General features: G+C 62.1%; 21 protein-coding genes. 15 read left to right on the top strand and 6 right to left on the bottom strand.

The features are described from left to right. Positions 1 to 83: 83 nt before the first annotated feature. From glmS to AC3WTO_RS03890, 3 genes are all read right to left on the bottom strand, one after another. On the bottom strand, positions 84 to 1,907 hold the full coding sequence (gene glmS / locus AC3WTO_RS03900) for a glutamine--fructose-6-phosphate transaminase (isomerizing) (protein ID WP_492459369.1): 1,824 nt from the start codon (positions 1,905 to 1,907) through the stop codon (positions 84 to 86). 249 nt (positions 1,908 to 2,156) lie between these two features. Further along, positions 2,157 to 3,506: a bifunctional UDP-N-acetylglucosamine diphosphorylase/glucosamine-1-phosphate N-acetyltransferase GlmU gene (glmU, locus tag AC3WTO_RS03895; protein WP_492459368.1), complete on the bottom strand. Its 1,350-nt coding sequence runs from the start codon at positions 3,504 to 3,506 to the stop codon at positions 2,157 to 2,159. A 286-nt stretch (positions 3,507 to 3,792) separates the two neighbouring features. After that, the gene (locus AC3WTO_RS03890; protein WP_492460029.1) at positions 3,793 to 4,539 is read right to left on the bottom strand and encodes a cytochrome c biogenesis CcdA family protein; all 747 of its coding nucleotides are present in this window, start codon (positions 4,537 to 4,539) and stop codon (positions 3,793 to 3,795) included. A 502-nt stretch (positions 4,540 to 5,041) separates the two neighbouring features. On the opposite strand from AC3WTO_RS03890, the gene topA reads away from it, so the two are divergent. The 5 genes from topA (at position 5,042) to AC3WTO_RS03865 (ending at position 12,362) form a co-directional block, all read left to right on the top strand. Then, positions 5,042 to 7,603, top strand: coding sequence for a type I DNA topoisomerase (topA, locus tag AC3WTO_RS03885; RefSeq protein WP_492459367.1), 2,562 nt, complete (start codon positions 5,042 to 5,044; stop codon positions 7,601 to 7,603). Positions 7,604 to 7,607: 4 nt separating this feature from the next. Beyond that, positions 7,608 to 9,908 carry a ribonuclease R gene (gene rnr, locus AC3WTO_RS03880; protein WP_492459366.1) on the top strand — a complete coding sequence of 767 codons (2,301 nt, stop codon included), beginning with the start codon at positions 7,608 to 7,610 and terminating at the stop codon, positions 9,906 to 9,908. Continuing rightward, positions 9,908 to 10,342, top strand: coding sequence for a DUF983 domain-containing protein (locus AC3WTO_RS03875; RefSeq protein WP_492459365.1), 435 nt, complete (start codon positions 9,908 to 9,910; stop codon positions 10,340 to 10,342). The genes rnr and AC3WTO_RS03875 overlap by 1 nt, the downstream gene beginning before the upstream one ends. Before the next feature lie 73 nt (positions 10,343 to 10,415). Then, positions 10,416 to 11,153, top strand: coding sequence for an NUDIX hydrolase (locus AC3WTO_RS03870; protein ID WP_492459364.1), 738 nt, complete (start codon positions 10,416 to 10,418; stop codon positions 11,151 to 11,153). Positions 11,154 to 11,177: 24 nt separating this feature from the next. Next, the gene (locus tag AC3WTO_RS03865) at positions 11,178 to 12,362 is read left to right on the top strand and encodes an MFS transporter (RefSeq protein WP_492459363.1); all 1,185 of its coding nucleotides are present in this window, start codon (positions 11,178 to 11,180) and stop codon (positions 12,360 to 12,362) included. A 6-nt stretch (positions 12,363 to 12,368) separates the two neighbouring features. Here AC3WTO_RS03865 and AC3WTO_RS03860 read toward each other — a convergent pair whose 3' ends face one another. Both AC3WTO_RS03860 and AC3WTO_RS03855 read right to left on the bottom strand, forming a co-directional pair. Continuing rightward, entirely contained in the window at positions 12,369 to 13,100 is a 732-nt protein-coding gene (locus AC3WTO_RS03860) for a class I SAM-dependent methyltransferase (protein WP_492459362.1), read from the bottom strand. Positions 13,101 to 13,242: 142 nt separating this feature from the next. Continuing rightward, positions 13,243 to 13,470 (bottom strand): DUF4287 domain-containing protein, encoded by a 228-nt coding sequence (locus tag AC3WTO_RS03855; RefSeq protein ID WP_492459361.1) that lies wholly within the window; start codon positions 13,468 to 13,470, stop codon positions 13,243 to 13,245. Between the two features lie 361 nt (positions 13,471 to 13,831). Between AC3WTO_RS03855 and rpsF the strand changes: the two genes are divergently transcribed. The 10 genes from rpsF to purF all read left to right on the top strand — a co-directional run bounded on the left by rpsF (position 13,832) and on the right by purF (position 23,544). After that, positions 13,832 to 14,317 (top strand): 30S ribosomal protein S6, encoded by a 486-nt coding sequence (gene rpsF / locus AC3WTO_RS03850; RefSeq protein ID WP_492459360.1) that lies wholly within the window; start codon positions 13,832 to 13,834, stop codon positions 14,315 to 14,317. Beyond that, a complete protein-coding gene (gene rpsR, locus AC3WTO_RS03845; RefSeq protein ID WP_024923879.1) occupies positions 14,317 to 14,565 on the top strand; it encodes a 30S ribosomal protein S18 in 249 nt (82 codons plus the stop codon). Before rpsF ends, rpsR begins: the two co-directional genes overlap by 1 nt. 194 nt (positions 14,566 to 14,759) lie before the next feature. Beyond that, positions 14,760 to 15,344, top strand: coding sequence for a 50S ribosomal protein L9 (rplI, locus tag AC3WTO_RS03840; protein WP_492459358.1), 585 nt, complete (start codon positions 14,760 to 14,762; stop codon positions 15,342 to 15,344). A gap of 156 nt (positions 15,345 to 15,500) precedes the next feature. Next, complete coding sequence (locus AC3WTO_RS03835) at positions 15,501 to 16,778, top strand: cyclopropane fatty acid synthase (RefSeq protein WP_492459357.1); 1,278 nt, start codon at positions 15,501 to 15,503, stop codon at positions 16,776 to 16,778. Between the two features lie 72 nt (positions 16,779 to 16,850). Beyond that, a complete protein-coding gene (locus tag AC3WTO_RS03830; protein WP_492459356.1) occupies positions 16,851 to 17,174 on the top strand; it encodes a YnfA family protein in 324 nt (107 codons plus the stop codon). Positions 17,175 to 17,176: 2 nt separating this feature from the next. Next, positions 17,177 to 18,166, top strand: a complete 990-nt coding sequence (locus AC3WTO_RS03825; protein WP_492459355.1) for a small ribosomal subunit Rsm22 family protein — start codon at positions 17,177 to 17,179, stop codon at positions 18,164 to 18,166. 196 nt (positions 18,167 to 18,362) lie between these two features. Next, a complete protein-coding gene (locus tag AC3WTO_RS03820) occupies positions 18,363 to 19,853 on the top strand; it encodes a replicative DNA helicase (protein WP_492459354.1) in 1,491 nt (496 codons plus the stop codon). 39 nt (positions 19,854 to 19,892) lie between these two features. Continuing rightward, positions 19,893 to 21,296 carry a DNA repair protein RadA gene (gene radA, locus AC3WTO_RS03815; RefSeq protein ID WP_492459353.1) on the top strand — a complete coding sequence of 468 codons (1,404 nt, stop codon included), beginning with the start codon at positions 19,893 to 19,895 and terminating at the stop codon, positions 21,294 to 21,296. A 26-nt stretch (positions 21,297 to 21,322) separates the two neighbouring features. Then, positions 21,323 to 21,988 (top strand): CvpA family protein, encoded by a 666-nt coding sequence (locus tag AC3WTO_RS03810; RefSeq protein WP_492459352.1) that lies wholly within the window; start codon positions 21,323 to 21,325, stop codon positions 21,986 to 21,988. Between the two features lie 86 nt (positions 21,989 to 22,074). Continuing rightward, a complete protein-coding gene (gene purF / locus AC3WTO_RS03805) occupies positions 22,075 to 23,544 on the top strand; it encodes an amidophosphoribosyltransferase (protein ID WP_492459351.1) in 1,470 nt (489 codons plus the stop codon). A gap of 114 nt (positions 23,545 to 23,658) precedes the next feature. Here purF and AC3WTO_RS03800 read toward each other — a convergent pair whose 3' ends face one another. Beyond that, entirely contained in the window at positions 23,659 to 24,084 is a 426-nt protein-coding gene (locus AC3WTO_RS03800; protein ID WP_492459350.1) for a DoxX family protein, read from the bottom strand. Between the last annotated feature and the right edge of the window lie 113 nt (positions 24,085 to 24,197).

The following is a 24,197-nucleotide window of genomic DNA, read 5'->3' as shown; positions in this document are numbered from 1 at the left end:
ATTGTGCGTTGCACCTATCTTAGAGCATCAACACAGATGGGCGACAATCACTATCGCGCCAGCCCGATCACCACGGTTGGCCGTCACTCCACCGTGACGGACTTGGCCAGATTGCGTGGCTGGTCGACGTCGGTGCCCATGAAAACCGCCGTGAAATAGGCCAGCATCTGCACAGGCAGCGCATAGAGGATCGGCGCGATGATTTCCGGCACATCGGGCAACACGATGGTGTCGATGGTCTTCACCGTCGACTTCTCGGCACCCTTCTTGTCGGTGATCAGGATGATCTTGCCACCGCGGGCGGCCACTTCCTGCATGTTCGAGACGGTCTTTTCGAAGATGCGGTCATACGGGGCGATAACGACGACAGGCATGTTTTCGTCGATCAGTGCGATCGGCCCATGCTTGAGTTCGCCCGCCGCGTAGCCCTCGGCGTGGATGTAGGACAATTCCTTGAGCTTCAGTGCCCCTTCGAGCGCCAGCGGGAAATTGGTATCCCGGCCGAGATAAAGCACATCGCGGTGATGGGCGAGATCGCGTGAGACCTTCTCGATCTGCTCCTCCAGCTTGATGACCTGGCTGGCCAGACGCGGAGCCTCGGCGAGCTGCTTGACCAGCTTCGCTTCTTCATCAGGCGAGATGAAGCCACGAGCAACGCCGGCGCGCACGGCAAGCGCCGCCATCACCGAAAGCTGACAAGTGAAGGCCTTGGTCGAGGCAACGCCGATTTCCGGGCCAGCCAGGATTGGAAGGACGACATCGGCTTCGCGCGCCATGGTCGATTCACGCACGTTGACGACGACGCCGATCGGCACGCCTTCCTTGCGGCAATAGCGCAGCGATGCCAGCGTGTCGGCAGTTTCGCCGGACTGTGAAATGAAAAGTGCGGCGCTGTTCTTCGACAGCGGCATTTCCCGATAACGGAACTCCGAGGCGATATCGATGTCCACAGGGAGCCGAGCGAGACGCTCGAACCAGTATTTGCCGACCAGGCCGGCAAGATAGGCAGTGCCACAGGCGGAAATCGCAATGCGATCGATCTTGGCGAAATCCCATGGCAGGTCCAGCGCCTTGGCCTTGCCGTTGGTGAAGTCGATGTAATTGCCCAGCGTGTGGGAGATGACTTCCGGCTGCTCGTGGATTTCCTTGTGCATGAAATGACGATGGTTGCCCTTGTCCACGAGGAACGAGGTGCCGATCGACTGCTGGCGCTTGCGCTCGACCTTGTTGCCACCCATGTCGAAAATGGTGATCTCGTTGCGGCGCACCACTGCCCAGTCGCCGTCTTCGAGATAGGTGATGGAGTTGGTGAACGGTGCCAGCGCGATGGCGTCCGAACCAAGATACATCTCGCCTTCGCCATGGCCGACAGCCAGCGGCGGACCGTTGCGGGCACCGACAATCAAATCCTCGTCGCCCTTGAACATGATGGCGAGCGCAAACGCACCCTCAAGGCGCTTCAGCGCGTTGTGGGCAGCCTCCACCGGCTTGGCGCCGCGCGCCATTTCGCGCGAAACCAGGTGAGCCACGACTTCTGTGTCGGTCTGCGAGGCGAATTCATAGCCGTCAGCCGAAAGCTCGGTGCGCAGCTCGGCGAAATTCTCGATGATGCCGTTATGGACAATCGCCACACCGTTGGAGAAATGCGGATGGGCGTTGGTTTCATTGGGAACGCCGTGCGTCGCCCAACGGGTATGGCCAATGCCGATGGTGCCATCGAGCGGCTCGGCCTGCAGCCGGCGCTCGAGATTGACCAGCTTGCCCTCGGCACGGCGGCGTGACAGTTCGCCATGCTCTATGGTCGCCACACCGGCTGAATCGTAACCGCGATATTCAAGCCGCTTCAACGCATCGACGATCAGCGGCGCGACCGGAGAATGGCCGACAATTCCAACAATTCCGCACATAGAAAACTGCCCCGATTCCTCTTGGCGATCACCCGGCCGCTGTTTAGTCGACCGCTGTCATCCACGACAATCACATTGCGTTTCGTCCAGTCTTTTGACTTAGAGCGTTGCCGGTTTTTCCGGAAACGCTCTAACTTTTTTGCGCAATTCCAGACGGAAAACCGCTACGCACTTTTCCTAGTATTGCACTGGACCTGTTAAGAAGCCTCGTATGACAGGCTCCCTGCGAAGTCCAGTCGCAACAAATTCCTATTTCTTGACAGCAGAAGCCCGCCGTTCACGTAGTTCCTTGCCTTTGCCGGGCAAGGTTTTCTGGCGTGCGCGGCCGAATGCCAAAGCATCCTCGGGAACATCTTCGGTAATCACACTTCCAGAAGCGATATATGCACCGTCGCCGAGCTTGATCGGCGCGACCAGCGACGAGTTCGAGCCGACAAAAGCACCGGCACCGATATCGGTAAAGAACTTGGAATAGCCATCATAGTTGCAGGTGATGGTACCAGCGCCGATATTGGCACCTGCGCCGACACGCGCGTCGCCGATATAGGTCAGGTGATTGACCTTGGCGCCTGCCTCGATCCTGGCGTTCTTGACCTCGACGAAGTTGCCGACCTTGGCCTTGGCCGCCAGGTCGGCCCCCGGCCGTAGGCGCGCATAAGGTCCAATGTCGGCGTCGGCTGCGACTGTCGCGCCTTCCAGGTGGCTGAAGGCGTGGACTTTCACGCCAGCGGCGATCTTCACGCCGGGGCCGAAGAAGACATTGGGTTCGACCAGCGTGTCCTGGCCGATCTCGGTGTCGTGCGAGAAATAAACCGTCTCCGGCGCGATCAGCGTCACACCCGAAAGCATTGCTTCGCGACGGCGACGCTTCTGCCAGATAGCCTCGGCTTCGGCGAGCTCGGCACGATTGTTGATGCCGAGTGCGTTTTCATAGCCGGCCTCGGTCGCGACGACATCCAGTCCCTTGCTGTTGGCGATCTCGACGATGTCGGTCAGATAATATTCGCCCTTGGCGTTGGCATTGCCGACCTCGTCCAGCAGGTTGAGCGCGTGCTTGCCCGATACTGCCATCATGCCGGCATTGCAGAAACCGATCTTGCGTTCCTCATCGGTACAGTCCTTCTCCTCGCGGATCGCGACGAGCTTGCCGCCTTTTTCGAGCAACCTGCCGTAGCCGGCAGGGCTTGGCGGGCGAAAGCCGATGACCACGACAGCCGCGCCTTCGGCGAGCCTGGTCCGCGCCTCGCCGAGCGCCGCTGCATCGATCAGGGGCGTGTCGCCGAACATGACGAGGACATCGTCATATCCTTTGGCCAGGGCTTCGCGAGCAGCCAAAACCGCGTGTGCGGTACCCAGGCGCTGCTCCTGAACGAAGGTTCCGGCTTTTGGCGCAAATTTTTCCGCCGCCTTGCGCATCGCATCGGCACCGTGGCCGATGACCAAGGCGATATCCGTGGCACCCGCTGTCTCCGCAGCCTTGACCACATGCGCCACCATCGGCAGACCGGCAATCTGGTGCAGGACCTTCGGCAGCGCGCTTTTCATGCGCGTGCCTTCACCGGCGGCGAGGATGATGGACAGGCAGGTTCTGGATGTCATGAGCGGCTACCAAATGCGGGAAAGACGAATGCCTTCTAGAGCATTTCCGACGAAAACAGAATCGCCTTCAATGCTCCATCTTGTTGTTTCGGCGCAGTTCCGGACGCAAAACCGCTGCGCAGTTTTGCCGGAATTGCTCTAACATCGGCACAGTTTGGTACCAATACGGTTAAATTTCGGACTGGAGCAATTCCAGGAAAAGTGCGCAGCGGTTTTCCGTCCGGAATTGCGTCAAAACAAAAGCTAGCGCGTTTCCGCATTTCCGTGAAAAACGGAAACGCTCTAGCTATCCGAGACGCCCGAGCGCGGGGAAGTTTTCGAGCAGCCAGTAAGCCATCACCTGGACGCCACCGGTCAGGAAAAAGACGCCGGCAACCACCAGCAACGCGCCGATAACCTTCTCGACCCGGCCGAGATGAACGCGGAACTTGCCCAGGAACCGCATGAAAGCGCCTGAGAACAGCGCGGCGATCAGGAAGGGAATGCCGAGGCCAAGCGAATAGGCGGCAAGCAGCAATGCGCCCTCGCCTACCGTCTCGCGCCCGCCAGCCAGCGTCAGGATCGGCCCGAGCACAGGACCGATGCAGGGCGTCCAGCCAAAAGCGAAGGCCAGGCCCATGATATAGGCTGCAACCGCACTGGCGGGCTTGCCCTGCGACTGGAAGCGTGCCTCGCGTGACAGAAGCGGGATGCGCAGGATGCCGAGGAAATTCAGGCCCATCAAAATGATGAGCGCGCCGGCAATCATCGCCAGCGGCTCCTGGTAGACGCGCAGCAACCGACCGATGGTCGAGGCCCCGGCGCCCAATGCTATGAAGACAGTGGAGAAGCCGAGCACGAACGCAATGGAGGCGGAGATCAGGGCGCCGCGGGCTCCGGCCTTGGCGACGACGCCAGCATTGCCACGGAAATCATCGACGGAAACGCCGGCCATATAGCACAGATAAGGCGGCACGAGCGGAAGCACGCATGGCGACAGGAACGAGATGGCCCCTGCCCCGATCGCGCTGACATAGCCGACATCCAACGCCATATTCATGCTCCGTCCGTTGCGCAGCAGGATATAGCCTCGCCGTGGCCCGGTCTCCAATCACCATTGTGTGGCAAGTCAGCGCAGAACAACTCGTCGATGATGACGAAATCGTGAGGCGAGAAGTTTGCGGATGCGGCTTGCCAGTACCCTCGGCCCTGCCTCCGTTCCGCCGGCACCTTGGGCATACCTCACGGGTCGGGCTTCGACTTCGACATGGACAACAGTTCCTGTTGCAGTTCCGTCTGTCGCAAGATCGCGACTTCTTCCAAGTCAACACAGACCCGCGTCGACATGACCAGAGTCGCCCATCGACTGGACTGTCCATACGCGCCTCGGACCGCAGAAGATCGTCTTCAGAAGCGTCAGTTACGACCCGCTCGAGGCATGCAATTTGAGGCGACCTCTTGACCGGACTGAAAAGCACGGCCATGTGACGGGCGGATTTTTCAGCTTCCGGCGCCTCCATTTCCAGGTTTGGCGCCGCACGGGAACGCAGCCGCTCATGGACATCGTCGTCGTCGAGTCGCCGAACAAGGTTAAAAGCATCAACAAATATCTGGGTCGGAACTACAAGGTTCTGGCCTCCTTCGGCCATGTCCGCGACTTGCCCGCCAAGGATGGTTCGGTGAAACCCGACGAGGATTTCGCCATGTCCTGGGCGGTCGACACGGCTTCGGCCAAGCGGCTGACCGACATCGCCAAGGCCGTGAAGGATGCCGACGGCCTGATCCTCGCAACCGACCCGGATCGCGAAGGAGAGGCTATTGCCTGGCACGTGCTGGAGGTTCTCAAGCAGAAAAAGGTGCTGAAGGACAAGCCGGTCAGGCGCGTCGCCTTCAACTCCATCACCAAGCAGGCGGTGCTCGATGCCATCGCCAGCCCGCGCGAAATCGACCCGCCGCTGGTGGATGCTTATCTGGCTCGCCGCGCCCTCGACTATCTGGTCGGCTTCACGCTTTCGCCGGTGCTGTGGCGCAAACTGCCGGGCGCCCGCTCCGCCGGCCGCGTGCAGTCGGTGGCGCTGCGTTTCGTCTGCGACCGCGAGGCCGAAATCGAACGTTTCGTGCGCGAGGAATATTGGCAGATCGCCGCGATCCTCGGCACACCGCGCAACGAGACCTTCGAAGCCAGGCTGACGGCCTATGAAGGCAAGAAGCTGCAGAAGCTCGACATCTCCTCGCAGATCATGGCCGACGACATCAAGGCGATGCTGGAAGGCGCATCATTCCGGGCTCTGTCGGTCGAGGCCAAGCCGACCAAGCGCAATCCGGCGCCGCCCTTCACCACCTCGACGCTGCAGCAGGCGGCTTCATCGCGGCTCGGCTTCTCGGCCCAGCGCACCATGCAGGTGGCACAGCGCCTCTATGAAGGCATGGACATCGGCGGTGAAACGGCCGGCCTGATCACCTATATGCGTACCGACGGCGTTCAGATGGCTCCCGAGGCTATTTCGGCGGCCCGCGACACCATCACCAAGGAATTCGGCGCCAGATACCTGCCCGAAAAGCCGCGTCATTACACCACCAAGGCCAAGAACGCGCAGGAGGCCCACGAGGCGATCCGCCCGACCGACTTCAACCGTACCCCGGCCGAGATGCGCAAATATCTCGATTCCGACCAGGCACGGCTCTACGAAGTCATCTGGCAGCGCGCGATCGCCAGCCAGATGCAGTCGGCCGAGATCGAACGCACCACGGTCGAGATCGAAGCACGCAACGGCGCGAAGATCGCCGGCTTGCGCGCGGTGGGTTCCGTCACCCGCTTCGACGGCTTCATCGCCGCCTATACCGACCAGAAGGAAGAGGATTCGGAAGACGAGGAGAACCGCCGTCTGCCCGAAATCCGCGCCGAGGAGACGCTGAAGCGCGAAAAGGTCAGCGCCACGCAGCACACGACCGAGCCGCCGCCCCGCTACTCTGAAGCCTCGTTCATCAAGAAGATGGAAGAGCTCGGCATCGGCCGCCCCTCGACCTATGTCGCGACGCTGAAGACGCTGGAAGATCGCGACTACATCAAGATCGAGAACCGCAAGCTGATGCCGCAGTCGAAGGGCCGGCTGGTCACCGCCTTCATGGAGGGCTTCTTCGAGCATTATGTGGAGTATGACTTCACCGCCTCGCTTGAAGAGAAGCTCGACGAGATTTCCGACGGCAAGCTCGCCTGGAAGGACGTGCTGCGCGATTTCTGGAAGGATTTCTCGGGTGCCGTCGACGGCATCAAGGAATTGCGTGTCACCGACGTGCTCGACGCGCTCAACGAAGAACTGGCACCGCTGGTCTTCCCCGAGCGTGAGGACGGGTCCAATCCGCGCATCTGCCCGAAATGCGGCAGCGGCAACCTGTCGCTGAAGCTCGGCAAGTTCGGAGCCTTCGTCGGGTGTTCGAACTATCCCGAATGCGGCTATACTCGCCAGTTGGACGGCCCGAACAGCAATGGCGAGAACGGCGCAGTCGAAGACGGCACCAAGCTGCTCGGCAAGGATCCGTACACCGCCGAAGAGATTACGCTGCGTTCCGGCCGTTTCGGCCCCTATGTGCAGCGTGGTGAAGGCAAGGACGCCAAGCGCTCCAGCCTGCCCAAGGGCTGGACGGCGGCGACGATCGATCACGAGAAGGCTCTGGCCCTGCTGTCGCTGCCGCGCGATGTCGGCCAACACCCAGAGACCGGCAAAATGATCTCGGCTGGCCTTGGCCGGTACGGCCCGTTCGTGCTGCACGATGGTACCTATGCCAATGTCGAAAGCATCGAGGACGTGTTCTCCATCGGCCTCAATCGCGCAGTCTCGGTGCTGGCTGAGAAGCAGTCGAAAGGCCCGGGTGGGCGCAATGGCGGCACGCCGGCAGCGCTCAAGGAGCTCGGCGAACACCCGGCAGGTGGCGGCAAGATCACCGTGCGTGACGGCCGGTACGGCGCCTATGTCAATTTCGGCAAGATCAATGCGACCCTGCCCAAGGGCAAGGATCCGCAGACGGTGACGGTTGACGAGGCGGTCGCGCTGATCGCCGAGAAGGAAGCCAAGGGCGGAGGCGGCAAGAAGCCGTTCCGCGGCAAGAAGAAGGGATAGGCAATTGGCGCGCAGGATCTCCGGACGAAGCCATGGCGATCCCCGCGCTGCCGATACCCGCCGGGGGACACGCGACCAGTACCGCCCCTCGCGCGACGAGATCCTGCGCTACATCGCGGAAAACCCCGATCGATCCGGCAAGCGCGAGATCGCCAAGGCATTTGCCTTGCGCGGCGACGACCGTGCCTGGTTGAAGGACGAGCTGCGCGATCTGCAGGACGAGGGTCTTCTGGAAAAGACCCGCAAGCGGCATATTCGCCCCGGGGCGCTGCCTCATGTCGCCGTGCTCGACGTGATCGGACGCGACGATGAGGGCGGCCTGCTCGGCAGACCGGCAGAACATCAAGGCAATGGCGAGCCACCGCTGATTTCGATCCGCGTGTCGCGCACCGGCCCCGTCGCCGGTATCGGCGACCGGGTTCTGGCCAAGACATTCCCGACCGACGATCCGACCGGGCCGGCCTACACGGCGCGCATCATAAAGGTGTTCGAGAAACGCAAGGATGCGGTGCTCGGCGTCTTCCGTGTCCTGAAGGACGGAACGCTCCGCATCGAACCCGTGGAGCGGCGTCAGCCCGAGCTCATCGTCGACCAGGAATTCCAGAACGGCGCCCGCAACGGCGATCTGGTGGAAGTCGAACCGTCGCGCTCCGGCCGCTACGGCCTGCCACGAGCGAAAGTGCTGGCGGTTCTGGGGTCGCTGACCAGCGAAAAAGCGGTCTCGATGATCGCCATCCACGCCCACGACATCCCGCATATCTTCCCGCCCGATGTGCTTGCCGAGGCAGAGGCGCTGAAGCCGGTGACACTGCAGGGGCGCGAAGACTGGCGTGATCTGCCGCTGCTCACCATTGATCCGGCGGACGCCAAGGACCACGATGACGCGGTCTACGCGGTACCGGACACGGATGAGAACAATCCCGGCGGCGTGGTCGTGACGGTGGCCATCGCCGATGTCGCAGCCTATGTGCGGCCGAATTCCGCGCTCGACCGCGAAGCGCTCAAGCGCGGGAATTCCGTCTATTTCCCGGATCGCGTCGTGCCGATGCTGCCCGAGCGCATTTCCAACAATCTCTGTTCGTTGCGCGAAGGCGAGGACCGCCCGGCCATCGCAACACGCATGACCTTTTCGGCGGAAGGGCGAAAGATCCGCCACAGCTTCCATCGCGTGATGATGAAGTCTGCAGCCAAGCTCGCCTACCAGCAGGCACAGGCCGCCATCGACGGCGTTCCGGACGACAAGACCGGGCCTCTCCTTGAGAACGTGCTGAAGCCGTTGTGGGATGCCTATGCCGTGCTGAAGCGCGGCCGCGATGCCCGCCAGCCGCTGGAACTCGACCTGCCGGAACGCAAGATCCTGCTGAAGGAGGACGGCACCGTCGACCGCGTCATCGTCCCGGAGCGGCTGGATGCGCACAAGCTGATCGAAGAGTTCATGATCCAGGCAAACGTTGCCGCCGCGGAGACGCTGGAAGCCAAGAAGCAACCCCTCATCTACCGCATCCACGATGGTCCGACGCTTGCCAAGCAAGAGTCGCTGCGCGAGTTCCTGCAGACGCTTGGATTGTCGTTGGCGCGCGGCGCGCAGATGCGCCCAAGCCAGTTCAACGCGATCCTCGAGCGCGTGCGCGGCGCCGACAACGAAGCGCTCGTCAACGAAGTGGTGCTGCGCTCACAGAGCCAGGCCGAATACAATCCAGACAACATCGGCCATTTCGGGCTGAACCTGCACCGTTACGCGCATTTCACCTCGCCGATCCGCCGCTATGCCGACCTGATCGTGCACCGCGGCCTGATCGCGGCACTTGGCCTGGGACCCGACGGACTGACGCGTGGCGAAGAAGAGAGACTGGCCGAGACCGGTGCGCTGATTTCGGCAGCCGAGCGTCGCGCCATGGCTGCCGAACGCGAAACCGTCGATCGTCTCATCGCGGCTTATCTGGCCGAGCGTGTCGATGAACGATTCGATGCGCGCATCTCCGGCGTGGCCAAGGCTGGACTTTTTGTCCAATTGCCACAATTTGGCGCAGATGGTTTTATCCCGGTGTCATCCTTGGGTGACGATTATTATATATTCGATGAAACGGCGCGTTCGCTTTTCGGGGAACGCAGCGGCAAGGGATATCAGCTTGCGGACCGTGTCGAGGTTCGCCTTATCGAAGTAGCGCCGCTGGCCGGCGCGATGCGCTTCGAAATGCTGAGTGCACCAAAACCACTGCCCGGCTCGAAACGGTCGTTTCACAAGGCAAAGGGCCGCGCCCGAGCCTCGCAATCGCGTTCTGGACCGCGCGGCAGGAGACGATGATGCAACAGCAGGTTTTCGGCGGCGACCAGCATTCCGGCAGGGCAACCCGCCCGCTGTGGACAGCGATGAAGCGCGGGTTCCTGTGCCGCTGCCCGAACTGTGGCGAAGGCAAACTGTTCCGCGCCTTCACCAAGACCTTCGATCATTGCGAGGCCTGCGGCGAAGAATTCCATCATCACCGCGCCGACGATCTGCCAGCCTATCTGGTGATCGTGATCGTCGGCCACGTCATCCTCGGCGGTTTCATGGGTATTGAGGCGACCTCGACACTGACCATGTGGCAGCATCTGGCAATCTGGGCGCCACTCACCATCATCATGTCGCTGGCGCTTCTGCAGCCGATCAAAGGCGCCGTAATCGGTCTGCAATGGGCCTATTACATGCATGGTTTCGGCGGCGAGGTCGACCACGTCGAAGGTCATCCCGAGACCTGACGTCTGGGCTGGTGCAATGCACAAGCCCAGACCACCCCTTTAATTTGACATGAGTTTCCGCTAGGTCGGTCGCATGCAAGGGATGACCAAGGCGGAAGTCGACAAGGCCGAGCGCAACGAATCCGCGCTTGGGAATGGGCCAAAGCGTCCGCGCGACGCAGCGACGCTCATTCTGCTCGATCGCCACGGCAACGAATTCCGCGTGCTGATGGGTCGCCGCCACGCGGCCCATGCCTTCATGCCCGGCAAATTTGTCTTTCCAGGTGGCCGCACCGATCCGGCCGACAGCCGTGTCCCAGTCGCAACCGCGCTGCACCCCGATGACGAAGCCAAACTGACCACCCGCGCCGGGCGTACCGGGCCAACCCGCGCCCGCGCCATAGCCCTGTCGGCGATCCGCGAAACCTACGAGGAAGCCGGCCTGCTGATCGGTCGCAAAGGCGCCCTCACCACGAGCAAACGCGACTGGCAGGGTTTCGTCGAACACGACGTGCAGCCTTCACTGGAGGCCGTGCGCTTCATCGCCCGCGCAATCACCCCGCCCGGGCGCGTGCGCCGTTTCGATACCCGTTTCCTCGCCGCGTGGCGCGAGGACGTGGCCGTCGCCTTGCCGAATGGTCCGACCAACGAGCTTGAGGAACTGGTCTGGCTGCCACTGGCCGAGGCGAAGAAGGCCGACATTCCGACAATCACGCGAACGATCCTGGACGAACTGGAAAAGCGGCTCAGTGACGACCCGCTGTTGCGGCCCGGCGGGGCAGTGCCCTTCTACCGCATGCTCCACAATCGTTTCGTGCGCGACGTTCTCTAAGACGAAATCCATAATCAGGCTGGCATGACGGACGAAACCATGGCGCAGGACGAGGAGCGCGTACATTGGCTGCCGATGACGGCGGCCATTTCCTCGATCAGCGTAGTAGGCATTGCGATCGGCCTCGGCATGCCCCTGCTCAGCGTGATCCTGGAATCGCGCGGCCACTCCGCCTCGATGATCGGCCTGAATACGGCGGTCGCCGGCCTTGCCTCGATCGCGGGAGCACCGCTGGCGACGCCGATCGCCACACGCCTCGGTGTCGCATGGTCCATGCTGATCATGATCGCAGCCGGGGCACTGGCCTTTGTCGGCTTCCATTTCGCACCGGCCTTCTGGATGTGGTTTCCGCTGCGCATCGTGCTTCACATCGCGTTGACGGTGCTCTTCATCCTGTCCGAATTCTGGATCAGCACTTCAGCGCCACCAAAGCGTCGCGGCCTGGTGCTCGGCATCTACGCCACCGTGCTTTCTCTGGGTTTTGCCGCCGGACCCTGGTTGTTCTCGCGGATCGGAAGCACCGGCTTCCTGCCCTTCGGCGTCATTATCGTGCTTGTGGCCATCGCAGCGATCCCCGTGCTGGCTGCACGCAAGGAGAGCCCGCCAATCCGGCCGGAGGGCGAAGAAACCAGCGGCTTCCTACGCTACATCTGGCTGGTTCCGACCGCGACCGCTGCCGTTCTCGTGTTCGGCGCTGTGGAAACTGGGGGCTTTGCGCTCTTCCCGATCTATGGCAACCGCATAGGCTATTCGGAGGCAGACGCGGCGCTGCTGCTCACCATGATCGGGCTTGGCAACGTGCTGCTGCAGATCCCGATCGGCATGGTGAGCGACCGTGTCGGCGACCGCCGCTATCTGCTGCTCGGCTGTGCTGCGGTCGGGCTTCTCGGGACATTGGTCATGCCGCACCTCGCCTCGAACTGGCATCTGATGGCTGCCCTGCTGTTCGTATGGGGGGGCGTGGTGGCGGCGCTCTATACTGTCGGCCTCGCCCATCTCGGTTCGCAGCTTTCCGGCCACGAGCTCGCCTCGGCCAACGCCGCCTTCGTGCTCTGCTACGGTGTCGGCATGGTGCTCGGGCCACAAGCCATCGGCCTCGGCATGGACGCCTTCGGGCCATCCGGCTTCGGCGGCGCGCTTTCCCTGTTCTTCGGTGCCTATATCCTGCTGGCGGTCGGGCGCCTCATCCTGAAGTCGAGCAGAGGCTGACGGACATCAGGCCGCAAGCGGCCGAGCTTTGAGCCACAGGAACAGCGGAATCCGATCCCAGTTGCGCAAGGCAGCCCATTGCGGCCCGGTGTCAGGCGTCGGTTCGAGAAGCGAAGTGACTGCCAATCCGGCTGCTTCCAGTGCGGCCATGTAATTCTGCAGCGGCTGCGACCAGCCGGCAAAACGCATGCGCAAGCCGTCCCGTTCCTCAGCACCCTCAAAATGTTCGCGGCCGAAATAGGCACCATCGACCACGAAAGGCGCATGTGGACGCTCGCGGTCGAAGCGGCCGCGATCGGCAAAGGGATGTACTATAGAGACGAACAGTGTGCCTGAGGGCCGCAGCACGCGCCGTATCTCCTGCACCGCTGCGGGCACATCGTCGACGTCCATCAGCACGTTATAAGCCATGACGAAGTCGAAGCTGGCTTGTTCGAACGGCAGAGCCGTGGCAGGCGCAACCTCATAGCGGTCGGCTGAACCGGCCTCTTCGGCGGCGGCGACAAAAGCCTCGACCGTATCCGTCGCTGTCACGCGATACCCGCGCTCCTTGAGCAATCGCGAAACGCGCCCCTCGCCGCAGCCGACTTCCAACGCATCGCCGGCGCCTTTGCCGATAAATTCATGCAAGGCTGGCCGGTAGGCCCAGAAGGCGTCGTGATTGGGCGCGCGCGCCCATTCGATCCATTCCGACGCGACAGCGGACCAATGATCGTGATCTGTCTTCGCGGCGGTCATGGCGGGCTCCCTGTTTCGAGACGAAACCGCCCTGATGGCTCATTCTCGCACGCCGTACAATGTCCAATCGCCACCTGCTGATATTCCAGAGACCGCCTGCAGATCAACAGAGGCTACATGCAGGTCCCTGCGAACCTGTCTCTCAATCGCCTGGCTTCTTCTTGCCAGTCAGCAGGGCATAAACGGCCATGGAGTGGCCATGACCGAGATCATAGTCCGCCTTCAGCCACTCGATGACCTGCCCTGCCTTGATACCCGGCTTGAGCTTTCCGCCTTCCGAAAGCCCCTTTGCGTCGGCCAGGCGCATCAGATCATCCGGCCCCTGGCCCGTCTTGGTCTTGATCGTATCGAGATAGGCCTGGAAAGACATGAACTTCTCCGGTTGTTGAGACGGCGGAATATGAGATGCGCCATCGCTTCCCGCAATGGTCGTGATTTGCGCCATCCCCAGGCCGTATCTGCGTGATTTGCCGCAGCACGGCCGGTCAGGGTTGTGTTCCAGCCAAATTGCTGTATAGACGCGCCCAATCTGCCGGTCCCAGCTGGGGGCTGAACGGAGGGCCGGAGGTTTCCCAGGAAACCGCCGTGTGGAGCGAAAGCGCTTCCGCCTCCCGTGTCTCCGCTCTCGACCGTCTCGTCGTGCTCCTTTCTTCTCCGCTTCGCGGATAAAGAGAAGTTGCAGAGGCTTTAGCCGCCGGGAACCGGGAGAGAAACGAAGAAAGGCAAGACAAATGGCTCTTTACGAACATGTGTTCCTTGCCCGGCAGGATCTGTCGCAGCAGCAGGTCGATGAGCTCGTTGAACGTTTCAAGGGCGTCATCACCGCAGGCGGCGGCTCAATTGGCCGGGTCGAGAATTGGGGACTGAAGTCCCTCACCTACCGGGTCAAGAAGAACCGGAAGGCATATTACACCCTTATGGACCTGACCTGCCCGCCGGCAGCGCTCAGCGAAATGGAACGCCAGATGGGTCTGTCGGAAGACGTCCTGCGCTTCCTGACCATCAAGGTCGAGAAGCACGAGGAAGGCGTTTCGGCAATGATGCAGAAGCGCGAAGAGCGTTCCGAGCGCGGTGGCTTCGGCGACCGTGACCGTGGCGACCGTGGTCCGCGTTCGTTCGGCGACCGCGGCGATCGTGGTCCGCGCTCGTTCGGCGACCGTGACGGTGGCGATCGCGGCCCGCGTCCGCAGCGCAGCTTTGAAGGGGGTGCAGAATAATGGTCGACATCAACCAGATCCCGACCCGGCGCCCGTTCCATCGCCGTCGCAAGACCTGCCCGTTCTCCGGCGCCAATGCTCCGAAGATCGACTACAAGGACGTGCGTCTGCTGCAGCGCTACATTTCCGAGCGCGGCAAGATCGTGCCGTCGCGCATCACCGCCGTCAGCCAGAAGAAGCAGCGCGAACTCGCCCAGGCGATCAAGCGCGCCCGTTTCCTCGGCCTGCTGCCCTACGTGGTTCGCTAACAGTTTACCCGCGGGCGGCAACGCCCGCGGGTTTTCCCCGACCATGATGGGCATGGCGGGTATGCCGAAAATCCCAAGTTGGGCGCGAGCCCTAACTGCCTCGACAGGCAGGACAGCGAAACCGGCGCCAAAGCGCCCTTCTCTTCCTGACTGTCTCCCGAACAGCGTCGGCTACGACGCAGATGGAGAAAACAATGGAAGTCATTCTTCTCGAACGTATTTCCCGCCTCGGCCAGATGGGCGACACCGTCAAGGTCAAGGACGGCTTTGCCCGTAACTTCCTGCTGCCGCAGGGCAAGGCGCTGCGCGCCAACGAAGGCAACAAGAAGAAGTTCGAAGGTCAGCGCGCCCAGTTGGAAGCCCGCAACCTCGAGCGCAAGTCCGAAGCCCAGCAGATCGCCGACAAGCTCGACGGCAAGAGCTTCATCATCGTACGTTCGGCCGGTGAGACCGGTCAGCTCTACGGTTCGGTTTCGACCCGCGACATCGCTGACCTGCTCACCGCCGAAGGCTTCACGGTTGCCCGCAACCAGGTCGAGCTGAACCACCCGATCAAGACCATCGGCCTGACCAATGTGGCGATCGCGCTGCATCCGGAAGTCGAAGTCACCGTGACGCTGAACATCGCCCGTTCGTCCGAAGAGGCCGAGCGCCAGTCCAAGGGCGAGATGCTCACCACCGCCGAAGCCATCTATGGCGACGACATCAACGAAAACGCTCGTCCGGACAGCTTCTTCGATCCGAACGCCGATTTCGAAGGCGACGAAGAGAACGCCTGATCTTTTAGAGATCTGTCATAAAGCCAGTGCTGCTACTGGATCAAGAAACCGGGCCTGGCGCCCGGTTTTTTTATGCCAACGGAACTTTTTGACGCTTCCGCCTTTTTTGACGGATTGGACAGCTCTGCTGTCACTATCGTTCTTTGAGGGCACGTCATGAATGTTTTTCTGGAACGCATTGCCGAACGCGTTGTTCGCAGAGGCAATCTGGTCATAACCGGGCCGAATGGGGCAACCCGCACTTTCGGCGATGGCAGCGGCCCGAAGGTGCATATGGTGATCCATACGCGCCACGCCGAGCGCGCCATAACTTTGCACCCTTCCCTGGCCATCCCGGAAGCGTTCATGGAAGAGGATCTCGACTTCGTTGAAGGCGACGTGTTGTCGTTCCTGCACCTCGTCTATCAGAACACCGGCATCTCCTGGATCGAGTCGACCTGGGGCAAACTGGTCAACTCGGCGAGACTGACCATTCGTCCGCTGCAGCAGCTCAACAATGCCCGCCAGTCGCGCCGTAACGTCGCGCATCACTATGACCTGTCGGGGGATCTCTACAAGCTCTTCCTCGACACCGACATGCAGTATTCCTGCGCCTATTTCGAGCGGCCCGACATGACGCTGGAAGAAGCGCAGCTTGCCAAGAAACGGCATATCGCCGCCAAGCTGAAAGTAAGACCCGGCCAGACCGTGCTTGACATTGGGTCGGGTTGGGGTGGGCTTGGCCTCTACATCGCAGAAGCCTTCGAAGCGGATGTGCTGGGCGTCACGCTCTCCACCGAACAGCATCAGGTGTCGACCGACCGCGCCCACGCGCAGGGCCTCGATCGCCGCGTCCATTTCGAACTGCGCGACTATCGCGACCTGTCAGAGCGCTTCGACCGCATCGTGTCGGTCGGCATGTTCGAACATGTCGGCATAAACCACTACAAGACCTTCTTCGACAAGAGTGCGAAGCTGCTCAAGCCGGATGGCGTGATGCTGCTGCACACGATCGGCCGGACTGGGCCGGCCACCACCACCAACGCGTTCATCCGCAAGCATATTTTCCCCGGCGGCTACATCCCGGCCCTGTCGGAGATGATGCCGCATATCGAACGTTCGGGCCTCGCCGTCACCGATGTCGAGATCCTGAGGCTGCACTATGCCGATACCCTGAAGCACTGGCGCGAGCGCTTCCTGGCCAATCGCGACAAGGTCAAGGCGATCTATGACGAGCGCTTCTGCCGCATGTGGGAATTCTACTTGTCCGGCTCCGAAGCGTCCTTCCGCTGGCAGGACCTCGTCGTGTTCCAGATCCAGCTCACGCGCAAGAACGATGTTCTCCCCGTGACACGCGACTACATCAGCAAATGCGAAAAGGCCCTGGAAGTGCGTGATGCACCGCAGAGGCCACTGTTCGCCAAGCCGGCCCGGCGCCGCAAAGTGAAGGAATAAGGCGCGAATATTCCACGCCCGGCGTCTTGCCGGACTGATGCCATGGCTATTGATATGGACTAAGAGAGGAGGATGAACATCCTCCTCTTTGTCGTTGCGGCGATCGCGGAAATTGCCGGCTGTTTTTCGTTCTGGGCCTGGTGGCGACTGGAGAAATCACCGCTATGGCTGCTGCCGGGTCTCGCTTCTCTTGTTGCCTTCGCCTGGTTGCTGGCGCTGGCGCCGGTGGACGCCGCCGGGCGTGCCTACGCGGCCTATGGCGGCATCTACATCGCTGCATCCCTGCTCTGGCTATGGCTCGCTGAAGGCGTTCGTCCCGATCGCTGGGATATGATTGGGGCTGCGGTCTGCGTGGCGGGAGCGTCGGTGATCCTGTTCGCGCCGAGGAGCGTCTAGGCATGGAACTGCCCATCCCACTGCGCCAGGCCGTCGAGCAATTGCTGGACAATGTGCCGCTAGCCACCTTGAAGCAGGCTTCCCGGACGCTATCCGACCGCTATCGCGCGGAGGTGCGTGACGGACGCCTGCATATGGGCGACGACGTCGCCGCCAAGGCCTATCTCGCCACTCGCTTGCCGGCCACCTACGCCGCTGTGCGCAGCAGCCTCGAGGCGCTCGCCGACAGCTTGCCGGATTTTGCTCCGAAGACGATGCTCGACATCGGTGCAGGCCCAGGGACCGTATTGTGGGCGGCGGCGGACCAATGGGCGTCGGTCGAAGCCGCAACGCTGCTGGAAGCGAGCAATGCCGCCCGCAAGGTGGGCCAAACGCTGGCAGCAAGCATCGACGGGCCGCAGATCCGCTGGCACGCCGGCGACGTCACCATCGATCTGGCCGACATGCCGCCTGCCGACCTCGTCACCATGGCCTATGTCATGGACGAAATCGCGCCAGTTGCTCTGCCCCGGCTGATCGAACGCCTATGGCAACTCACCACGGGAACGCTGATCATCGTGGAACCCGGCACGCCAGCCGGCTGGCAGCGCATTCTCGACGCCAGAACACGGCTGATCGAGATCGGCGCTGTCGTCGTAGCCCCTTGCCCGCATCAGACGCAGTGCCCGCTTGCGCCACCGGATTGGTGCCATTTTTCACGGCGGGTCGCACGCTCGCGCCTGCACCGCCTGGCCAAGGATGCGGAGGTGCCGTGGGAAGACGAGAAATTCATCTATCTTGCCGCATCCCGCACCGCCTCGGGTACACGAGCGGCACGCGTGCTGGCGCCGCCGAAAGCAGGATCGGGCAAGGTAACGCTGAAGCTGTGCCAGACTGACGGATCCGTCGCGGAGCGGCTTTTCACCAAGCGTGACGGCGAGATCTTCAAGCAGGCGCGACGCCTTGATTGGGGCGACGCGCTCGATCTCGAATCTGCACGGCCAAACCAATAGTTCTTGATCCGTTCCCGTTGCTCGGCTAGGCTTTATGCCCCACCGAGTCAATCGGATTCGGGGTGCGGGAATATCGTCCTGTGGACGATGCGGCGGTTCTGTGAATCACGGGTATTGGTTGGTCGTTCGGGACGTCTGAATGAACCGTAGCCGCGATCGTTCTGCTAACGAAACGCCTGAGTAGATTGGGGATATCATGGCAGAGGCAGCTCTCAAGTTCGGCACGGCGGAAACGCCGCTCTATCGCGAAGCCCCCAACAACATGGAGGCCGAACAGGCCCTGCTCGGCGCCATCCTCGTCAACAACGACGCTTTCTACCGGGTCTCGGACTTCCTCAAATCCGCTCATTTCTACGAGCCGCTGCATCGCAAGATCTTCGAGGTCTCCTCGGAACTGATCCGCATGGGCAAGATGGCCAATCCGGTGACCATCAAGACGTTCCTGCCCGCCGACGAGAAGGTCGGTGACATGACCGTCGCGCAATATCTCGCCAGGCTCGCCGCCGAGGCCGTCACCGTCATCAACGCCTCCGACTACGGCCGCGCCATCTATGACCTGGCCACCCGCCGCGCGCTGATCACCGTCGGCGAAGACATGGTCAACATCGCCTACGATGCACCTGTCGACATGTCGCCTTCGGAGCAGATCGAGGACGCAGAGCGGCGCCTGTTCGAACTGGCCGAGACCGGCCGCTACGATGGTGGCTTCGAGGCTTTCACCGACGCCGTCAAAACCGCGGTCGACATGGCCAACGCCGCTTACATGCGCGACGGCCACCTGTCCGGTATCTCCACCGGCCTGCGCGACGTCGACCGCAAGCTCGGCGGCCTGCAGCCCTCCGACCTGATCATCCTTGCTGGCCGCCCGGCCATGGGCAAGACCTCGCTGGTTACCAACATCGCCTTCAACATCGCCGAAGCCTACCAGCCGGCACAGCAGGCCGATGGTTCGATAAAGGCCGCGAATGGCGGCGTGGTCGGTTTCTTCTCGCTCGAAATGTCGTCGGAACAGCTGGCGACCCGTATCATCTCGGAGCAGACCGAAATCTCGTCATCCAAGATCCGCCGCGGCGAGATCACCGAGACCGATTTCGAGAAGCTGGTCGCCTGCGCGCAGACCATGCAGAAGATCCCGCTCTACATCGACGCCACCGGCGGTATCTCGATCGCCCAGCTTGCCGCGCGTGCGCGCCGCCTCAAGCGCCAGCGCGGCCTGGAAGTCATCGTCATCGACTACGTGCAGCTGATGCAGGGCAGCGCCAAGTCCTCGCAGAACCGCGTACAGGAAATCACCGAAATCACCACCGGCCTGAAGGCACTGGCCAAGGAACTCAATGTTCCGATCATCGCGCTTTCGCAGCTGTCGCGTCAGGTCGAAAGCCGCGACGACAAGCGCCCGCAGCTGTCCGACCTTCGTGAATCGGGCTCGATCGAGCAGGACGCCGACGTCGTTCTCTTCGTCTATCGCGACGAATATTACATGCAAAACAAGCAGCCTGAGGAAGGCACGCCGGAATATGAAGACTGGCGGATCAAATTCGAGAAGGTGAAGGGCAAGGCCGAACTAATCATCGCCAAGCAACGTCACGGTCCGACCGGCACGGTCGAGCTTGCCTTCGAGGGTCAGTACACCCGCTTCTCCGACCTCGCGGAAGAGCATCAGTTGCCCGAGCGGTTCGAACATTGATCCGTATCCCGGCATCTCAGCGCAGAACTGGTCGCGCTCGTGGCTAAGTCGCGCGTTCAATTCATCTGCCAGAATTGCGGCACCGTGCATCAGCGCTGGGCGGGCAAATGCGATGCCTGCGGCGAATGGAACACGCTGATCGAAGAAGGCACCGCCGGCGGCATCGGCTCGGGGCCGGCATCGCTGAAGAGCGCCCGCAAAGGCCGGGCCGTCGCGCTGACCACGCTGTCGGGCGACATCGAGGATGCACCACGCATCGCCTCTGGCATCGGCGAACTGGACCGAGCCACCGGCGGCGGCTTCGTGCGCGGCTCGGCACTGCTGGTCGGCGGTGATCCCGGCATCGGCAAGTCGACCTTGCTCACCCAGGCCGCGGCGGCGCTGGCCAACCAGGGTCACCGCATCGTCTATGTGTCGGGTGAAGAAGCCGTCGCGCAGATCCGTTTGCGCGCGCAGCGGCTGGGTGCCGCTTCCGCGCCCGTGGAACTCGCCGCCGAGACCAATGTCGAGGATATCCTGGCAACTATCGCCGACGGCAAGCGGCCGGACCTCGTCATCATCGATTCGATCCAGACCCTGTGGACGGACCTCGCCGATTCGGCCCCAGGGACCGTCACGCAGGTGCGTGCAGCCGCCCAGGCGATGATCCGCTACGCGAAATCCACAGGTGCCGCGGTGGTGCTTGTCGGGCATGTCACCAAGGAAGGACAGATCGCCGGACCGCGTGTCGTCGAGCACATGGTCGATGCCGTTCTCTACTTCGAAGGCGAAGGCGGTCACCACTTCCGCATCCTGCGCACAGTGAAGAACCGCTTCGGCCCGACCGACGAGATCGGCGTGTTCGAAATGTCGGACAAGGGGTTGCGGGAAGTCGCCAACCCATCCGAGCTTTTCCTCGGTGAACGGCACGCAAAGTCGCCCGGCGCCGCGGTTTTCGCCGGAATGGAAGGTACGAGGCCGGTGCTGGTCGAGATCCAGGCGCTTGTCGCGCCCTCGTCTCTTGGCACGCCACGCCGCGCTGTCGTCGGCTGGGACGGCGCACGACTGTCGATGATCCTGGCGGTGCTGGAGGCCCATTGCGGCGTGCGTTTTGGCCAGCATGACGTCTATCTGAACGTCGCCGGCGGCTATCGGATTTCGGAACCGGCCGCCGACCTCGCGGTGGCCGCGGCGCTGGTGTCGTCGCTCACCGGTCTTGCCCTTCCCGCCGATTGCGTCTATTTCGGCGAAATCAGCCTTTCCGGCGCCGTGAGGCCTGTTGCGCATGCGCAACAGCGTCTCAAGGAATCCGAAAAGCTGGGCTTCGGAAGTGCAGTCCTGCCCGTGGGCAGTGAGGAAATTGCCGGGGGTATAGGCGCCGGCGCTTTCCAGCCTACCGAGCTCGCCGATCTCGTGGCGCGCATCGCCGGCACCCGCCGCGGCCGCGCCACCGAGGACGAATAACAGGGCATATGGAGTAGGCGCAGGACATGCCGATTACGCTGCTAGACGGGATTCTCGCCGGCTTCACCCTCGTTTCGGCAATGCTTGCCATGGTGCGCGGTTTCTCCCGCGAGGTGCTGTCAATCGCATCCTGGGCGGCGGCGGCGGTTGCAGCCTACCTGTTCTACAAGCCGGTCATCCCCTACGTTCAGCCCTATATCGACAACGAAAAGATCGCGATGGGCGCCGCCGCAGGCATCGTCTTCCTCGTCGCGCTGATCGTCGTGTCGATCATCACCATGAAGATCGCCGACTGGATCATCGATTCCAGGGTTGGCGCGCTGGATCGCACGCTCGGCTTCCTCTACGGCGCCGCACGCGGCATCCTTGTCGTCGCTGTCGGCCTGATGTTCTTCAACTGGCTGGCCGGTGACAAGGCACCGAACTGGGTTGCCGAATCGAAATCGCGTCCGCTGCTGGAATCGATCGGCAAGTACATCGAAAGCGTGCTTCCGGAAGATCCGGAAAAGACGATCCTCAAGCAGCTCAACAAGAGCGGCGTGGTGCCCAATACCGGGACGCCGCCTGCCGGAACACAGGCTCCGGCTCCCGAGGGCACAGTTCCTGAGAACAACGAGGCACCGGCACCGGACGACGAAGCTCCGGCCGACCAGCCGCCGGCTGGTGGCAATGCGCCGGCTACAAACAACTGACGATCATGTGAAACGCCGCGCGAGCACGTTGCTTTCGCGGCGTCATGGCCTTATATCGCGGTTTTAGCGGACAAGAGGCTTCCGGCATGGCAGACGCAAACGACGTGCTTTGCGCCGAGGCAGATGACCACTTCCACGATGAATGTGGTGTCTTCGGCATTTTCGGCCGCCAGGATGCGGCCGCCATCGTCACCCTTGGACTTCATGCCTTGCAGCACCGCGGCCAGGAAGCAGCGGGCATCGTTTCCTATGACGGCAGTCAGTTCCATGTCGAACGGCATGTTGGCCTGATCGGTGACACCTTCACCAAGCAATCGGTGATCGACCGGCTGCAGGGTAACCGCGCCATCGGCCATACGCGTTATGCCACAACCGGCGGCGCCGGCCTGCGCAACGTGCAGCCCTTCTTCGCCGAGCTTTCCACCGGCGGCCTCGCCGTCGCCCACAACGGCAACATCACCAATGCGCTGACCGTGCAGCGCACCTTGCAGAAGCAGGGTTCGATCTTTTCCTCGACATCCGACACAGAGACCATCCTGCATCTGGTCGCCACCTCCAAGGAACGCGACATCAATTCGCGCTTCATCGAGGCCATCCGCCAGCTAGAGGGCGCCTTCTCGTTGGTGGCGCTGACTTCCAAGAAGCTGATCGGCGTGCGCGATCCGCTGGGTATCCGCCCGCTGGTGCTGGGCGATCTCGACGGCGCCTGGATCCTCGCTTCCGAAACCTGCGCCCTCGACATCATCGGCGCCCGCTTCGTTCGTGACGTCAAGCCCGGTGAAATGGTCGTCATAACCACCAAGGGCATCGAAAGCCATTTCCCGTTCGAGCCGCAGAAGACCCGCTTCTGCATCTTCGAATATGTCTATTTTGCCCGCCCCGACTCTTCGATAGAGGGCCGCAACGTCTATGATGTGCGCAAGCGCATCGGTGCGGAGCTGGCGCGCGAAAATCCGGTCGAGGCCGACATCGTCGTGCCGGTGCCCGATTCCGGAACCCCGGCGGCGATCGGCTTCAGTCAGGAAGCCGGTATTCCATTCGAACTCGGCATCATCCGTAACCACTATGTCGGACGCACGTTCATTTCGCCTGGCGATTCCATCCGCCATATGGGCGTGAGGCTGAAGCACAACGCCAACCGCCGCATGATCGAAGGCAAGCGCGTGGTGCTGGTCGATGATTCGATCGTGCGCGGCACCACGTCGCAGAAGATCGTGCAGATGGTGCGCGATGCCGGTGCCAAGGAAGTGCATATGCGCATCGCTTCACCGCCGACCCGCGCTTCCTGTTTCTACGGCGTCGACACGCCAGAGAAGTCGAAGCTACTCGCCTCCCGCATGTCGGTGCAGGAAATGGCGGAATTCATCCGCGTCGACACGCTCGGTTTCCTCACCATCGAGGGGCTCTACCGCGCCGTCGGCGAGGACGGCCGCAATGAAGAGCAACCGCAGTTCTGTGATGCCTGCTTCACCGGGCAGTATCCAACACGCTTGCTCGACCACGAAGGCGCGGACAATGTGCGCACGCTGTCGCTGCTGGCGAACGGCGGACAGTAAGTCGGGCACAATAGGTGCCGCTCGACGTCTTCTGGATCGAATTTGATGAGAAGACTTCGAGCGCCTTCCAGGTTCTTTCTGCGTGGCATCTGGTACCCGGCCTTTGATGGCTGGTCACGACCGCGCGTTGGCCGCCTGAGTTCGCCTGGTCAGACGTTGCTTGACGACGAGAACTTCACCCGGACCATGAACCGCGGCGTAGAGCAGCCCCGCGAAAAAGGTGAAGTGGTCGACAAAGAAGCCGAATTCGGCTTGGTTTGCTTGCCAGTGTGACGGGCCGTGGAACGAGAGCGCCAGGAAGATCACATAGGCAGCAGCCAGCAAGGCTGCTTCCGAAAAGAAGGCGCCGCTCAGGAAAGCCAGCACCAGCGCGACTTCGAAGATCGCCGCCAGCCAGGCCAGGAGCAGCGGAATCGGGAAACCCGCCGCCGCGATGTAAGCGGCCGTATTGGCCGTCCCCGCAAACTTGAACGTTGCGGCCATGGCGAAGACGCCGGCGAAGATCAGTCTTGCGATGAGAATTGCAGCAGTCCGGCCCATCTTGTCCTCCTTTGCAAGCCGTGTTCGCTTCAAGGACGTCTGGACTTCGACTTTCCCGACATGGCCCACGAAATGCTGCGACCATTCGTCGAACCAGCCATAGGCAAGGGCCC

The organism is Mesorhizobium sp. EU05-FHT14A09 (assembly GCF_058790995.1).
The sequence above is the reverse complement of the archived record's forward strand: the minus strand, read 5'-3'. Positions and strand labels throughout refer to the sequence as shown.

Excerpts from the sequence above, each read along its gene's own strand:
- AC3WTO_RS03870 (WP_492459364.1), top strand. The coding sequence starts at position 10,416 with ATGCAAGGGATGACCAAGGCGGAAGTCGACAAGGCCGAGCGCAACGAA.
- AC3WTO_RS03855 (WP_492459361.1), bottom strand. The coding sequence starts at position 13,470 with ATGTCTTTCCAGGCCTATCTCGATACGATCAAGACCAAGACGGGCCAG.
- AC3WTO_RS03875 (WP_492459365.1), top strand. The coding sequence starts at position 9,908 with ATGCAACAGCAGGTTTTCGGCGGCGACCAGCATTCCGGCAGGGCAACC.
- glmU (WP_492459368.1), bottom strand. The coding sequence starts at position 3,506 with ATGACATCCAGAACCTGCCTGTCCATCATCCTCGCCGCCGGTGAAGGC.
- glmS (WP_492459369.1), bottom strand. The coding sequence starts at position 1,907 with ATGTGCGGAATTGTTGGAATTGTCGGCCATTCTCCGGTCGCGCCGCTG.
- AC3WTO_RS03810 (WP_492459352.1), top strand. The coding sequence starts at position 21,323 with ATGCCGATTACGCTGCTAGACGGGATTCTCGCCGGCTTCACCCTCGTT.
- AC3WTO_RS03830 (WP_492459356.1), top strand. The coding sequence starts at position 16,851 with ATGAACATCCTCCTCTTTGTCGTTGCGGCGATCGCGGAAATTGCCGGC.
- AC3WTO_RS03865 (WP_492459363.1), top strand. The coding sequence starts at position 11,178 with ATGACGGACGAAACCATGGCGCAGGACGAGGAGCGCGTACATTGGCTG.
- AC3WTO_RS03800 (WP_492459350.1), bottom strand. The coding sequence starts at position 24,084 with ATGGGCCGGACTGCTGCAATTCTCATCGCAAGACTGATCTTCGCCGGC.
- AC3WTO_RS03890 (WP_492460029.1), bottom strand. The coding sequence starts at position 4,539 with ATGGCGTTGGATGTCGGCTATGTCAGCGCGATCGGGGCAGGGGCCATC.
- AC3WTO_RS03820 (WP_492459354.1), top strand. The coding sequence starts at position 18,363 with ATGGCAGAGGCAGCTCTCAAGTTCGGCACGGCGGAAACGCCGCTCTAT.
- rpsR (WP_024923879.1), top strand. The coding sequence starts at position 14,317 with ATGGTCGACATCAACCAGATCCCGACCCGGCGCCCGTTCCATCGCCGT.
- AC3WTO_RS03825 (WP_492459355.1), top strand. The coding sequence starts at position 17,177 with ATGGAACTGCCCATCCCACTGCGCCAGGCCGTCGAGCAATTGCTGGAC.
- AC3WTO_RS03860 (WP_492459362.1), bottom strand. The coding sequence starts at position 13,100 with ATGACCGCCGCGAAGACAGATCACGATCATTGGTCCGCTGTCGCGTCG.
- topA (WP_492459367.1), top strand. The coding sequence starts at position 5,042 with ATGGACATCGTCGTCGTCGAGTCGCCGAACAAGGTTAAAAGCATCAAC.
- purF (WP_492459351.1), top strand. The coding sequence starts at position 22,075 with ATGGCAGACGCAAACGACGTGCTTTGCGCCGAGGCAGATGACCACTTC.
- AC3WTO_RS03835 (WP_492459357.1), top strand. The coding sequence starts at position 15,501 with ATGAATGTTTTTCTGGAACGCATTGCCGAACGCGTTGTTCGCAGAGGC.
- rpsF (WP_492459360.1), top strand. The coding sequence starts at position 13,832 with ATGGCTCTTTACGAACATGTGTTCCTTGCCCGGCAGGATCTGTCGCAG.
- rplI (WP_492459358.1), top strand. The coding sequence starts at position 14,760 with ATGGAAGTCATTCTTCTCGAACGTATTTCCCGCCTCGGCCAGATGGGC.